The following is a 13,100-nucleotide window of genomic DNA, read 5'->3' on the forward strand; positions in this document are numbered from 1 at the left end:
GCCTCGCTCCCCGTCGTCGGAGAGGTCTCGTGCTCCGGTGGAGGCGACGGCTCTGGCACGGCGGGCTTCATTGGCTGAGCGTCGCAAGCCCGTCTGAATCGATGGTTACGGCGACATGACGTGCGGGATATCGGGGAGCGGCTCCCGGACGACTACATGCCCGGGGGCCGTGTACGCCCCACCCCCCGTGGGGGGCGTACACGGCCGCCGGTGTGCGGGGGAGCTATGCGGTGCGGCGGCGCAGCAGCCGGAAGGCGGCGGCGGTGGCCGCGGCGGTCACGGCGAGGACGATGCCGGTCTCCACGAGGTGGAGGGGCCAGAAGTGGGAGACGGGGTGGTAGACGGAGTAGTACCCGGTGATCCCGTGGTCGGCCAGGCACTGTTCGGCCCTCGTGCCCGTGCCGTTGCAGTGTCCGTACTCGGGGTTCGCCACGCGTCTTCCGTGGACGATCACCCCGTTGGTCAGCTGCCAGGCGGTGTCGGGCGGAGTGAACAGGGCGGTGCCGGTACGGGTGACCGAGGGCCACAGGTCCGTGCGGCACCTCTGCATGAGCTGGTTGAGCATCAGCATCACGGCGAAGGAGACGCCGAGGGCGGGCAGCGAGCGGCGCAGCACCAGTCCGGCGAGTGCGCCGACGGCCAGCGCGCACAGGCCGTACGCCACCGTCGCGGGGCCGCGGGCGACGAAGACGTTGGCGGAGGTCCAGCCGCTGCCCAGCCGGTCCGGGTTGATCCACCAGGCGTGGCGGAACACCGGCACCAGCACCGCACCGCCGACGGTGATCAGCAGCGCGGGCAGGGCGAGCTTGGTGACCAGCCAGCGCACGGGGGGCACCGACTGGGTCCAGGCGAGCTGCGCGGTGCCTGTCTCCAGCTCGCGGGCGACCAGGGCGGCGCCCGCCCAGGCCGCGACGGCGAGGAAGGAGTAGCACAGCAACGTGGCAGCCAGGCGGACGGCGCCGTCGTAGTCGAGTGTGGCCTTGATGGAGCAGGTGTCGTGGTGTGCGCAGTAGGCCAGTTCGGCGCGGGCGGCGTCCGCCTTGACCCCGGCCGTCCACAGCAGGAACCCGGTGACGGCGGCCACGAACGCGCCCCAGCCGAGCAGCGCCGCGCGGTGCAGGCGCAGGACGGTCCAGGGCAGGCCGTTGACGGCGGCGCTCACTGGCGGACCTCCTTCGAGGCGGTACCGGTCCGGTGGTTCAGCAGCCGGAAGGCGACGAAGGCCGCCAGTGCGGTGATGACGAGGGTGAGGCCGGTCGCCACGAGCTGGAGGGGCCAGTAGTGGGAGTAGGGGTGCCAGTCGCTGTAGAAGCTGACGGCGTCGAGCCTGTCGTAGAGGTGGCGGCAGGCCGTGTAGCGGCTGCTGCCGCAGTACGGGTCGGGCAGCTGGGCGCCGGTGGAGGTGAGGAGGCCGTGGTGGAGGGTGAGGCCCCCGCCGACGGGGCCGTCGTTCTTGAGGCTGCTGACGGTCCGCACGGTCGGCCAGAGGTAGGGCAGCGCCATGCCGACGGCGATCCGGACGGCACCGGTCGCCAGCGTCGCCACGACGAGCGCGCCCAACGAGCGGCGCAGCGTGAGGCCGGCGAGCGCGCCGACGGCCAGGCCGCACAGGGCGAAGGCCACGGTGGTCGGTCCGTTGGCGTGGAACGTGAGGGACTCGCTCCAGTTCTTGGCGCTGTGGATCCGGCCCTGGCTCCTGGCCCACACCTGGTGGTGCAGTGCGACCAGCACGCTTGTCCCGGCGGTGATCAGCGCGGCCGGGAGCGTCAGCTTGACCGCCAGCCAGCGGGCCGGGGAGATGGACTGGGTCCAGGCGAGGTGCGCGGTGCCGTTCTCCATTTCGCGGCCCACGAGCGAGGCGCCCGACCAGGCGGCGACGAGGAGCGGCAGGAAGGTCACCGCGAAGGTGGCGTACTGGGAGTACGACTTGTACCTGAGGAGCGCGTCCTGGTCGTAGGAGCAGTTGGCCGTCGTGCAGTGGTCGTACTGCCGCCAGGCCTCGGCCGCCGCGTCCATTCCCGGGCCGTACAGCCACAGCAGCAGCGCCCCGAGGGCGACGAACAGACCGGCCCAGATGTAGAGCGCCGGGCGGTGCAGCAGCAGCACCGCGCGTATCAGGCCGCGCGAGGTGGACGGGCGGCGCGGGGGCGCCGCCGTGCTGCCGGGGGCGGTGAGCGCGGTCATGCGGCGGACTCCTGGGCGGACGTGCGGGCGGGGGCGAGGATCAGCGCGGGGGCCTCGGGGTTGCGCAGATGCGCGAGGACCAGCTCCTCCAGGGAGGGCGTGGTGACGTGGGCGTCGAGTCCGCCGGAGAACGGGCCCTGCGGGCGGATCAGGGCGGTCAGCTGACGCCCCGTGGTGCGGGATTCGACCACGGTGTGCGGGGTGAGGTCGCGGACCGGCCCGGTGGTCAGGGTGTGCGCGTCCAGCAGGTCGTCCAGGTCGCCGGCCAGTCGTACCTGACCGCCGCCTATCAGCAACAGGTAGTCGCAGGAGCCTTCCAGCTCGGCGACGACGTGCGAGGACATCACGACCGTCGTGCCGTACTGGGCGGCCTCGGCCATCAGTGTGCCCATCAGCTCGTGGCGGGCGAGCGGGTCGAGGTCGGCCATCGGTTCGTCCAGGAGCAGGAGTTCGGGCCGCTTGCCGAGGGCGAGGGCGAGCGCCACGCGGGTGCGCTGGCCGCCGGAGAGCGTACGGACCTTGGCCTTCGGGTCCAGCCCGCCGTTCTCGTACGTGATCCGCTCGGCGACCGAGGCGTCCCAGCGGGCGGGGTTGAGCTCGTGGCCCAGGCGCAGTGTCTGGGCCACCGTCAGCTGCGGGTACAGCGGCTTGTCCTGGGCGATGTACGCGATGCGTTCGCGCGCGGCGGCCGGGTGACTGCCGAGCACGGTCAGGGAGCCCTCGGTGGGGGCGAGCAGTCCGGCGGCGTGGGCCAGCAGGGTCGACTTGCCCGCTCCGTTGGGTCCGACGAGGGCGCAGACGCGTCCTGCGGGGAGCCGGAAGGAGCACTCGCGCAGTGCCCAGCCCCCGCGCCGTCCGAACCGCTTGCCGAGCCCGGCCGCCTCCATGGCGGTGTCGCTCATTGGTTGTCTCCCTTGCTGAACTTTTCCAGTACGGCGGTGAAGAGCGCCGCCACGTCGTCTTGATCGAGCCCTGCCCCGCGGGCCCTGGCGGCCCATTCGTCGAGCTCGACGCGCAGGGGCGAGTCGGCGGGGGCGGCGCCCAGTGAGCGCTTCACGAAGGTGCCGAGGCCGCGTCTGGCCTCGACCAGGCCCTCGCGCTCCAGCTCGCGGTAGGCCTTCAGGACGGTGTTCGGATTGATCGCCGTGGCCTCGACGACCTCGCGGGCCGTGGGGAGCTTGTCGCCCGGTTCGAGCAGGCCCAGGCGCAGGGCCTGTTTGGTCTGCTGGACGATCTGGACGTAGGTGGCGACACCGCTGCGCCGGTCGATGCGGTACTCGACCACTCGGACAACCACCCTTTCACTAATTGAGTAGTGAAAGGGTGGTGTAAGGGGGTGTCCGGAGTCAAGTCCGAAGGGTGCGAGGGCAGGCCTGAGGGGTGCGGAGGCACGCCAGAAAATTCGATGCCGGATGTGTGAACCGATCGGCGGGGCTCGTCCGATGAGGGGATGTGAGGGAAACGAGAAGCGACGGGGAGCTGCTGCGGGCCATCGCGGCGGACGCGGACCGCCGCGCCTTCGAGGAGCTGTACCGGCGGTATGCGCCGTGGCTGACCGCGCGGCTGCGCGGTCGGTGCGCCGATGCCGGGGTCGTCGACGACGTCGTGCAGGAGACCTTCCTCGCCATCTGGCGCGGCACCGCGAGTTACCGGGAGGAGGGGGACGCGGCGGGCTGGCTGTGGCGCATCGGCTCGCGACGCCTGATCGACACACTGCGCGGCGACGGCGCACGCGGCCGGTTGCGCCAGACACTGGCCCGCTTCCGCCACCGGCACGAGGCCTCCGCCGAGGAGCGCGTCCTGGCCGGGGTCGAACACGGCGACCTCGCGGGCGCGTTGATACGGCTCTCGCCCGAGCTGCGCGCGGTCCTCCAGGCCACGGTGATCGACGGACTCACGACCCGGGAAGCGGCCGTCCTGCTCGGCATTCCGCCCGGCACGGTCAAGACGCGGGCCCTGCGGGCGCGCAAGCAGTTGCGGGAGGAGCTGGCATGAGCGGCAACGACGGCGAGGGCATCGGCGGAGACCGCGAGGACAGGGGTGGAGGTGGAGAGAACGTGAGCGGGTTGGGCGAGGACACGGTCGACGGTTCCTCGGACGGGCGGTGGCACGCGGATGCCGAGGATCTCCGGGCTTATGCGCGGGGCGGGCTGGCGGCACCCCGGCTCTGGTCCGTCGACACCCACCTCATGGCGTGCGCGCCCTGCCGGGAGGTGCTCGCCACCGTGAGCGATCCGGTCGTGCTGGACGCCGGATGGGAGCGGCTCGACGCCGAGCTGGACGCGCCCCGACCACGGCTGTTCGAGTCGCTGCTGGTGCGGATCGGTGTCGCCGACCACACGGCACGGCTGCTGGCCGCCACGCCCGTGCTGCGTCGTTCCTGGCTGGCCGCGGTCGCCCTCGTCCTCCTCATGACGGTGGTGGCGACCGACGCCGGACGGGTCTCGGCCTCACCCACGCTCTTCCTGGCCCTCGCCCCGCTGCTCCCGCTCGCCGGGGTCGCGCTGTCGTACGGACCGGTGCTCGACCCGACGTACGAGATGGCCGTGGTGTCACCGCTGCACGGATTCCGGCTGCTGATGATCCGCACGGTGGCCGTGCTCACCACCGGCCTCGTCCTGAACGGACTCGCGAGCCTCGCACTCCCCGCGTACGGGCTGCGCGCGCTGGCCTGGCTGCTGCCCGCCCTCGCCCTCACCGGGACGGGGCTCGCCCTGACGGCCCGCTGGGGGCCGGTCCTCCCGCCCTGCCTGGTCGGCGGAGCGTGGGTCACGCTGCTGCTGGTGGCCCAGGCGAAGGCCCACGGCGGCACCCTCGCGCCGTTCACGGCACTCGGCCAGGGCGTCGCCGGCGCGGTCGCGGCACTGGCCGCCGGGCTGCTCTATCTCGTACGGGACCGGTTCGACTTCTCCCCCGCGCACGCCCCCTTCGCCGACTACACCGACTTCTCCGACAGGAGCGCCGCATGACCCCCACCGTCTCCGCCTCCGGGCTCACCCTTCGGTACGGCGGGACCGTCGCCCTCGACGACGTCTCCCTGCGCCTGAGCGAGGGCGTCACCGGGCTGCTCGGGCCCAACGGCGCGGGCAAGACCACCCTGTTGCGGGTGCTCGCCACCGCCGTGCCCGCCGACCGGGGAGCCTTCACGGTGCTCGGGCACGACCCCGGCACGCCCACCGGGCGCCTGAACGTGCGGCGCGCGCTGGGCTATCTGCCGCAGACCCCGGCATTCCACCCGGACTTCTCGGCCTTCGAGTTCGTCGACTACGTGGCGATCCTGAAGGAGCTGACCGACCGCTCCGCCCGGCACCGGGAGGTGCGGCGCGTGCTGGAGACCGTCGACCTGTCCGACGTACGGGGCAAGCGCATCAAGAGGCTCTCCGGCGGTATGCGCCAGCGGGTCGGGCTGGCCGCAGCGCTGGTCGGCGACCCCGGCTTCCTCGTCCTGGACGAGCCGACCGTCGGCCTGGACCCCGAACAGCGCATGCGGTTCAGGGAAATGATCGCCGAGGCCGGCGAGGGACGCACGGTCCTGCTCTCCACCCACCAGACCGAGGACGTCGCGATGCTCTGCCACCGCGTGATCGTCATGGTCCGCGGCGGCATCCGCTTCGAGGGCACCCCGGCCGAGCTGACCGCGCGGGCGGCGGGGCGGGTGTGGAGCAGTACGGCCCGCGACCCTGGCGCGAGAGCCGGCTGGCGTACGGGCACGGGTTCCTTCCGCAATGTCGGCGACCCGCCCAAGGGCGCCGAACTCCTCGAACCAACCCTGGAGGACGGCTACTTGCTCACTCTCGACGGCGAGCCGGCGGAGGTGGCGGCATGAGCGAGCTGGTGACCCGCACGGTCGTGGAGGAGGCGGCCCCCACGGGGGTGGAGCCGCCCACCCAGGACCCGCACCCGAACAGGACGAGGGCCGTCATCGCCCTCGCCCGCTTCGAGGCACGCGAACTGCTGATGCAGATCCCGGTGCTCGTCTTTCTCCTCCTGTACATCGTCTACATCGGCCGGAGGATGTTCTTCGGCGGGGAGGGCATGGACGGCTATCCGGTCCTCCAGGATGTCGACCGGTCCACCCAGACCGCCCCCCTGCTCCTCGCCCTCGTGCTGTTCGTCAGCGTCAACCGCGCCGTGCTCCGCTCCCGCAGACACGGCACCGACCGGCACTTCGACGTGCTGGTCATGGAGCCGTGGCGGCGCTCGCTGGCACACGCCCTGTCGGCGGTGCCGTACGCGGTGTTCACCGCGCTGGTCGTGGGGCTCGAGTTCACCTGGGCGGCCCTGAAGCCCGGCGCGGTCGGCCACGGCTCGCTCGCCGAACTGCTCGTGGGCCCGCTGTCGATACTCCTCGCCGGAGTCCTCGGCGTCCTTCTCGCGCGGTCGATCCCCTTCGCGTTCGTCGTCCCGCCCTTCCTCCTCGGTGTGTACGTCCTCACGGCCCTCGTGTCCGCGAGCACACAGGGCACGCACTGGGTGCGATGGCTGGCGCCGGTGGTCACCGAGGAAGGCGCCCACCCGTTCCCCTCCGACCTGCTGGGCCGCCCGGCCGCCTGGCACGTGCTGTATCTGGTGGGGCTCATCGTGCTGCTGCTGTGCATCGCGCTGCTCATCAACGGCGGTCGTACGCTCAGGATCAAGGTGGTCACAGCTCTCGCCCTCGCTGCCATGGCCCTGGGCATCGCCGGGCAGGCCCCGGGTGACTCGGCCGCGCTGACCGAGGCACGCGTGAAGGCGTCGGTCACCCCGGAGAAGGTGCAGACCTGCGTCGCGCACGAAAGGTCGACGTACTGCGCCTACCCCGAGTGGGCCGGCCAGACCGCCGACTGGGCCGAGGTGGTCCAGCGTGTCCAGTCCCTCGCGGGCGGGCCGGCCGCGGCCGAGCGGCTGACCGTACGGCAGCGGGTCGACGCCGGCTACGGCCTGGAGGGCGACGCCGCGCTCGACCCGGCCAAAGCGCCGGGGGTGGTGACCGTCACCACACGCTGGGGTGGCAACCGGATCCCGGAGTTCGCCGTGGGGGTGGCCTCTGTTCTGGTGACGGGGGACGAGACGTCCAGCGGCGAAGTGTGTGACGCCCGCGCGGTGATCATCATGTGGCTGGCGCTGGCCTCGGAGTCCCACCCGCTGACCGTGCTGCGCCATGTCCGTATCGACGACTCCATCAGCGGCGGAGGGGTCGCCCTCGCGCCCACGAACCCGGTCTCCATGAACGCCGCACAGACAGAGGTGATCAAGGAGTTGCTGCAGAAGCCCCGCTACAGCGTCATCCCCAGGGTGAAGGCCCACTGGGCGGAGCTCACGTCTCCCAGGACGACGACGGCCCAGGTGGCTCAGCTGCTGGGCGTGCGGGCGCCGACCGGCCCGGGCGCGCTGAACGTCAAGACATGCGAGGAGTGACCGTGCTCGACAACGCAGGTACGGCCGGCGGTGCGGAGAGTGCCGGGAGCGTGGGAACCGCGGAAAGCGGGGTGACTGTGGGAAGCGGGAGGACCGCGGATGGCATCCCGTCCCGAGGGCGCCCCTACGACGTGGTCCGCGCCCTTCTCCGTCCCCTCTTCCGTGCGCTCCCCCGGCGCACCCTGGTGGCCGGTGCCGTACTGGGGCTGCTGTTCACCGGGATCCCGCGGTTGTTCGCCCTCCCGATCGACGGGTGGGCCGGCCTCAACCTCCTGCGGGCCGCCGCGCTCACCTTCGCTCTGGGCCTGGCCTTCCTGCTGGACGATCCGGCCCGCCACATCACCACGGCGGTGCCGACCCGGCGTCCGGTGCGGGTCGGCCTGCGGGTGGCGCTCGTCGCCCCGTCGGCCGTGCTCTGGTGGACGGCCGCGCTGTTCCTCATACCGGAGCAGGCCCGGCCGCCGGTGGGCGCCATGACCTTGGAGGCCACCGCCACGGCGGTGCTCGCGCCGGCGGCCGCGGCGGTCATGGTGCGGTTCAGCGATCGGGCCGAGCCGGGGGGCGTGGTGTGCGTCGGACTACTGGCCACGGCGGTGGCTGCGCCCCTGCTGCTCCCTGACCGGTGGACGCTCTTCCCCGTGCCGTCCGACCCGCGCTGGGACGGCGCCCACGAGACATGGGCGGTAGTCCTGGTCGCCGCGGCGCTGGCCGGGGCGTGGTCCTGCGTGGAACCCCTACGGAGGTGGCGGCCCGCAGCCTTCGCTCACCGGTGACACGAAGACGCGGGCGCGGACGGGCAGGGACACCGGGCGGGCAGGGACAGCGGACGACGAGGACTCCGGACCGACGAGGACTGCGGACCGCCACAGACTGCGGACCGACGGTCAGGACTCGCTTCGGTACATCAGGTCCGTCTCGTGCGTGCGGAAGCCGAGCCGCTCGTACACGGTCACGGCCGCCTTGTTGTCGGCATCGACGTAGAGCATGGCGGTCGGAAGGCCCTGCCGGGCGAGGTGACGGAGCCCGATCGTGGTGAGGGCCTTGCCGAGGCCACCGCCCTGGGCGCCGGGGCGGACCCCGAGGACGTACACCTCGCCTAGGCCCTCCTCGGCGTGGACCTTCGTCCAGTGGAAGCCGATGAGTTCGTCGCCGCGGAAGGCGAGGAAGAACCCGGCGGGGTCGAACCACGCCTCGGCCTTGCGGTCGTCCAGGTCGCGCTGGGTGAGGGAGCCCTGCTCGGGGTGGTGGGCGAAGGCCTCGGCGTTCAGGGCGAGCCAGGCCGCGTCGTCCCGGCCGGGCACGAAGGTGCGGACGCTCACGCCGTCCGCGAGCTTCGGCTCGGGCAGGTCGAGGTCGGTCAACGACCGCCGCAGCTGGCGCAGTTCGCGGAAGAGGGTGAGGCCGAGGACCTGGGCGAGATGACGGGCGGCGGAGTGGCCGCCGTGTGCCCACACGCGCAGCCGCTTGCCGGACTCGGCGAGCAGGGCCGAGCCCAGGGCCCGACCGTGGCCGTGGCCGCGGTACGCCGGGTGCACGACCAGTTCGGCGGCCGGGGCCTCCACCGGGTCGGTGTCCTCCAACTGCGCGTACCCGACCAGCTCGTCGCCGAGGGTCAGCAGCAGATGGCGCACGCCCTCGCGGGCGCCGCCCTTCAGCTGGAGCCGGCCCTGCTCGGAGACCGCCTGCTGCCCGTCGGCCCGGGCGGCCTCCGCGAGCAGCCGGAGCACGTCCTCGGCCTGGGCCGGGGAGAGCGCGGTGTGTGTCTCGATGGAGCGGGTGAGGGCGTGGGGCGCGGTGTCGTCGCTGGTCATGGATACGAGGGTACGGCGCGGTGTTTTGCGGACAAGGAGTTGCGCCGAGTCGATGTGGGGCGTGGCGGGGTGCGGAGGGGTTTTTGTCAGGTGGTGGTGAGGCGATGGCAACCAGTCTGTAACCCCTAATACTGCAACCGCATCTGGAGAATGTGGCCTCGGCGTTTATAGTGGGAGCGGCGGGCTCGGGCTTGGCTGCGTCGTCGGAAGCGTGACCAGTGCAGATGGTGCTCGTTGCTGTGACAGTGGCGCGTGACGACGACGTGGCCCATCAACCGGCGGATCTCCGGGACGCTGAGGGGTATGAGGTCTTGCTCGTCGTCGAGAGTGCCCCTTTGTGGCTTCTGCGGCGCGGACGGCGGTCAGGTAGGCAAGGGCGGCCATGGCCAGGGTGATGTGGCGGTACCAGGCCCGGTAGAGCCGCACCTGGTAGTGGTCCAGACCGCACTCTCCCTTCGCGGTCTGGAAGCACTCCTCGACCGCCCACCTCGCGGCAGCTACTTTGACCAGGTCTTTCAGTCGGGAGGCGACCGGGCCGTAGCAGACGTAGTAGGCGATCTCGCTCGGGTCGCTGACGCTGCGTCGGGCCAGCACCCAGTGCCCGAAGCCGTTTTCCCAGGACGGGCGGATCGCGACACGCGCCCAGTCGTAGATCCGCTCACCGTGCGCGCCGGCCCCGCCGGAGATTCGTTTCCACCGCTGGCGGGGCAGCGCGGCGACCAACTGGTCCACCCGCGTGTCCGCCCCGTGCGTGGTGATCACAGTGTCGTTGACCTTCGTAGCCAGCACGTGCGCGACCCGACGTTCCTCCAGCCACACTCGCAGGTGCTTGACCTGCCCGTATGCCTCGTCAGCGGTGACCCACGCGAACGGGACACCCGCGTCGATGGCGCGTTGCAGCATCCACTTGAAGTGCTCGTTCTTGGTCGCGAAGGGGACCTCGTCGTCGATCCCGGCCGCGCGGCAGCGGTCACGGTCATCCGTCCAGGAGACGGGGATGTAGAGCTCGCGGTCGATCAACGCCCGCCCCCTGGCGGAGGCGTAGGCCAGGAATGTTCCGATCTGGCTGTTCTCCGTGCGGCCGGCTGTGCCGGTGTACTGCCGCTGGACGCCGGCGGACTTGGTGCCCTTCTTCAGGAAGCCGGTGTCGTCGCCGATCAGCACCGCGTCCTTGGCGCCGATGGTCTCCACGACGAAGTCCCGGACATCGTCGCGGACCGCGTTCTCGTCCCAGTCGGAGTGGTTGAGCAGGCGCTGGACGCCGTCGGGGCGCAACTGCCCGACCTGCTCCGACAGCGTCCACCCGTTCTTCTTCTCAAGCGGCGCGAGCAACCCGTTCAGGTAGTCCGACGCCCGCTCGCGGGGCTCCGACCTGCCGAAACGGTGGGCGAACCGGGCATGGAACCCGGCTATCCCCTCGGACCACGACTCGACCTGCTCAACCGTCAACGATTCATCGCACAGTCGGAACAACGAGCCAACCCAGCACCTGTCACGGCAGATGCGGTTGCAGTACTAACCCCCTGTTGCGCTACGCGCGTTGATTCTAAAGTGCGCGTAAAACCACAGCCGTCCCACAGTTCTCGCAGCTCATGCAGCACCCACGGCTCAGACAGTTCCGACGGCTCCGACAGCTCCCAGGGGGGAACCCATGCCGCCGACGCCCCGGCACAGACGTACCCCATCGCATCCTCGCCGCCGCCGCTGGACTGGCCACCGTCGGTGCCCTGGCGGCCGCGATGCCCGCGAGCGCAGGGCAGGACAGGTCGACCCCGCACCACCACCCCGGCAGCGGCCGCTACCAGGACGTACAGCTGCTGTCCTTCAACGACCTGCACGGCAACCTGGAGCCGCCGACCGGGTCGTCCGGCCGGGTCGCGGAGCTCCAGGCGGACGGCACGACGAAGTCGATCGACGCGGGCGGTGTCGAGTACCTCGCCACGCATCTGCGCGAGGCCCGCAAGGGCAACAAGTACTCGATCACGGCCGCCGCCGGAGACATGGTCGGCGCCTCCCCGCTGATCTCCGGGCTCTTCCACGACGAGCCCACGATCGACGCGCTGAACAAGCTCGACCTGGATGTGACGAGCGTCGGCAACCACGAGTTCGACGAGGGCGCCAAGGAGCTGGCCCGCCTGCAGAACGGCGGCTGCCACCCCACGGACGGCTGCTACGACAAGAAGGCGAAGTTCCGGGGCGCCGACTTCCCGTACCTCGCGGCGAACGTCACCGACGAGAAGACCGGCAAGCCGATCCTCAAGCCCTACTGGGTGTGGAAGAAGAACGGCGTCAAGGTCGGCTTCATCGGCGTGACGTTGGAAGGCACGCCGAACATCGTGTCGGCCGACGGCGTCAAGGGACTGAAGTTCGGCGACGAGGTCGAGACGATCAACAAGTACGCCAAGGTGCTCCAGCGCCAGGGCGTGAAGTCGATCGTCGCGCTGATCCACGAGGGCGGCGCGCCCGCGTCGACGGCGTACAACTACGACTGCGACAGCCCCGGCGTCGGTGACGGCATCTCCGGGCCGATCGTCGACATCGCCAAGAACGTCACGCCGGCCGTGGACGCCCTGGTCACCGGTCACACCCACCAGGCGTACGCGTGCACCATCCCCGACCCGTCGGGCAACCCGCGCATGGTGACGTCGGCCTCGTCCTTCGGCCGCCTCTACACGGACACGACGCTGACGTACGACCGCTGGACCGGCGACATCGCGCGTACGGCGGTGAAGTCCGCGAACCACGTGGTCACCCGTGACGTGGCGAAGGCCACCGACATGACGTCTCTGATCAGCAAGTGGAAGACGCTCTCCGCCCCGATCGCCTCGCGCCCCATCGGCTACATCGCGGGCGAGATCGGCAACGCCGGTAACGAGTCCCCGCTCGGCGACATGATCGCCGACGCGCAGCTCGCGTACGCCAAGTCCGTCGACCCGGAGGCCGACCTCGCGGTGATGAACCCGGGTGGCATCCGCGCCGGGCTCACCTACGCCGCGAGCGGCGGTGAGGGCGACGGGGTGGTGACGTACGGGGAGGCGTACACGGTCCAGCCGTTCGCCAACACCGTCAACCTGGTGAACCTCACCGGCGCCCAGGTGATCACGGCACTCCAGCAGCAGGTCAGCGGGGCGAACGGGGCCGCGCCGAAGATCCTGCAGATCTCCAAGGGCCTGACCTACACCCTGGACCTGACGAAGTCGGGCGCGGACCGGGTGGTCACCGGTTCGGTCAAGCTCAATGGCACGGCGATCGACCCGACCGCCACCTACCGCGTCGCGATGAACTCCTTCCTCGCGGGCGGCGGTGACGGCTTCACCGAACTCGGCAAGGGCGGAGACGTCCTGGTCGGCGGCGACGACCTGGCGGCCTTCGAGTCCTACCTGACGGCCAACTCCTCGGCCACGGCGCCGTACCCGGTGCCGACGGCGGACCGGATCACGGTCGTGCAGTAGTTCTTCACGGACAGTAGTTCCTCAGTTCCTTAGGGAACGGGTGGGGCTGTTACGCGGATGCGTACCGGCCCCACTTTTTTCGACCTAAATTCTGTGTGAGTAGTGGATTGGTTCCAGGGTTCATCTGAAAATTTGCTTCAGGCGCAATTCATTGAGGTCTTATCCGAATTGGCGATTTCAGGTTCCGGGGCCCCGTAGTGTTTTCCATGTCGAAAGCGAACAGCGCGAACGACAAAGGGAATTCACCCGCAGGGAA

Annotated in this window: 11 protein-coding genes and 1 pseudogene; 6 read left to right on the top strand and 6 right to left on the bottom strand. The window is 70.9% G+C overall.

Annotated features, from left to right (window positions below; genetic code table 11):
* Positions 1-223: 223 nt before the first annotated feature.
* Genes OG819_RS14910 through OG819_RS14925 form a run of 4 tightly spaced genes read right to left on the bottom strand, consistent with a single transcriptional unit; the run spans position 224 to position 3,469 of the window.
* Complete coding sequence (locus OG819_RS14910) at positions 224-1,162, bottom strand: hypothetical protein (protein ID WP_266649793.1); 939 nt, start codon at positions 1,160-1,162, stop codon at positions 224-226.
* Positions 1,159-2,184, bottom strand: a complete 1,026-nt coding sequence (locus OG819_RS14915; protein WP_266626024.1) for an ABC transporter permease — start codon at positions 2,182-2,184, stop codon at positions 1,159-1,161. The genes OG819_RS14910 and OG819_RS14915 overlap by 4 nt, the downstream gene beginning before the upstream one ends.
* On the bottom strand, positions 2,181-3,086 hold the full coding sequence (locus OG819_RS14920) for an ABC transporter ATP-binding protein (protein WP_266626022.1): 906 nt from the start codon (positions 3,084-3,086) through the stop codon (positions 2,181-2,183). Before OG819_RS14920 ends, OG819_RS14915 begins: the two co-directional genes overlap by 4 nt.
* Positions 3,083-3,469 carry a GntR family transcriptional regulator gene (locus OG819_RS14925; RefSeq protein ID WP_266634456.1) on the bottom strand — a complete coding sequence of 129 codons (387 nt, stop codon included), beginning with the start codon at positions 3,467-3,469 and terminating at the stop codon, positions 3,083-3,085. Before OG819_RS14925 ends, OG819_RS14920 begins: the two co-directional genes overlap by 4 nt.
* A 167-nt stretch (positions 3,470-3,636) precedes the next feature.
* Between OG819_RS14925 and OG819_RS14930 the strand changes: the two genes are divergently transcribed.
* The 5 genes from OG819_RS14930 to OG819_RS14950 are packed head-to-tail and all read left to right on the top strand — an operon-like array spanning position 3,637 to position 8,354.
* Positions 3,637-4,179 carry an RNA polymerase sigma factor gene (locus OG819_RS14930; RefSeq protein WP_266433103.1) on the top strand — a complete coding sequence of 181 codons (543 nt, stop codon included), beginning with the start codon at positions 3,637-3,639 and terminating at the stop codon, positions 4,177-4,179.
* On the top strand, positions 4,176-5,153 hold the full coding sequence (locus OG819_RS14935) for a zf-HC2 domain-containing protein (RefSeq protein ID WP_266649795.1): 978 nt from the start codon (positions 4,176-4,178) through the stop codon (positions 5,151-5,153). The genes OG819_RS14930 and OG819_RS14935 overlap by 4 nt, the downstream gene beginning before the upstream one ends.
* Positions 5,150-6,010: an ABC transporter ATP-binding protein gene (locus tag OG819_RS14940; protein ID WP_266433107.1), complete on the top strand. Its 861-nt coding sequence runs from the start codon at positions 5,150-5,152 to the stop codon at positions 6,008-6,010. Before OG819_RS14935 ends, OG819_RS14940 begins: the two co-directional genes overlap by 4 nt.
* Positions 6,007-7,581: an ABC transporter permease gene (locus OG819_RS14945; protein WP_266649797.1), complete on the top strand. Its 1,575-nt coding sequence runs from the start codon at positions 6,007-6,009 to the stop codon at positions 7,579-7,581. Before OG819_RS14940 ends, OG819_RS14945 begins: the two co-directional genes overlap by 4 nt.
* A gap of 2 nt (positions 7,582-7,583) precedes the next feature.
* The gene (locus OG819_RS14950) at positions 7,584-8,354 is read left to right on the top strand and encodes an ABC transporter (protein WP_266649799.1); all 771 of its coding nucleotides are present in this window, start codon (positions 7,584-7,586) and stop codon (positions 8,352-8,354) included.
* Positions 8,355-8,465: 111 nt separating this feature from the next.
* On the opposite strand, the gene mshD is transcribed toward OG819_RS14950, so the two are convergent.
* Complete coding sequence (gene mshD / locus OG819_RS14955) at positions 8,466-9,392, bottom strand: mycothiol synthase (RefSeq protein ID WP_266649801.1); 927 nt, start codon at positions 9,390-9,392, stop codon at positions 8,466-8,468.
* A 351-nt stretch (positions 9,393-9,743) separates the two neighbouring features.
* Positions 9,744-10,805: pseudogene (locus tag OG819_RS14960) on the bottom strand (IS701 family transposase); the annotation flags it as partial.
* A 326-nt stretch (positions 10,806-11,131) separates the two neighbouring features.
* On the opposite strand from OG819_RS14960, the gene OG819_RS14965 reads away from it, so the two are divergent.
* The gene (locus OG819_RS14965) at positions 11,132-12,844 is read left to right on the top strand and encodes a bifunctional metallophosphatase/5'-nucleotidase (RefSeq protein ID WP_266649803.1); all 1,713 of its coding nucleotides are present in this window, start codon (positions 11,132-11,134) and stop codon (positions 12,842-12,844) included.
* Positions 12,845-13,100: the final 256 nt, after the last annotated feature.

This window comes from Streptomyces sp. NBC_01549, assembly GCF_026339955.1.
Classification (GTDB): Bacteria; Actinomycetota; Actinomycetes; order Streptomycetales; family Streptomycetaceae; genus Streptomyces.

What these genes read in the sequence shown, in the direction of transcription:
- OG819_RS14915 (WP_266626024.1), bottom strand. Translation starts at nt 2,184, where the DNA reads ATGACCGCGCTCACCGCCCCCGGCAGCACGGCGGCGCCCCCGCGCCGC.
- OG819_RS14920 (WP_266626022.1), bottom strand. Translation starts at nt 3,086, where the DNA reads ATGAGCGACACCGCCATGGAGGCGGCCGGGCTCGGCAAGCGGTTCGGA.
- OG819_RS14935 (WP_266649795.1), top strand. Translation starts at nt 4,176, where the DNA reads ATGAGCGGCAACGACGGCGAGGGCATCGGCGGAGACCGCGAGGACAGG.
- OG819_RS14940 (WP_266433107.1), top strand. Translation starts at nt 5,150, where the DNA reads ATGACCCCCACCGTCTCCGCCTCCGGGCTCACCCTTCGGTACGGCGGG.
- OG819_RS14945 (WP_266649797.1), top strand. Translation starts at nt 6,007, where the DNA reads ATGAGCGAGCTGGTGACCCGCACGGTCGTGGAGGAGGCGGCCCCCACG.
- mshD (WP_266649801.1), bottom strand. Translation starts at nt 9,392, where the DNA reads ATGACCAGCGACGACACCGCGCCCCACGCCCTCACCCGCTCCATCGAG.
- OG819_RS14965 (WP_266649803.1), top strand. Translation starts at nt 11,132, where the DNA reads ATGCCCGCGAGCGCAGGGCAGGACAGGTCGACCCCGCACCACCACCCC.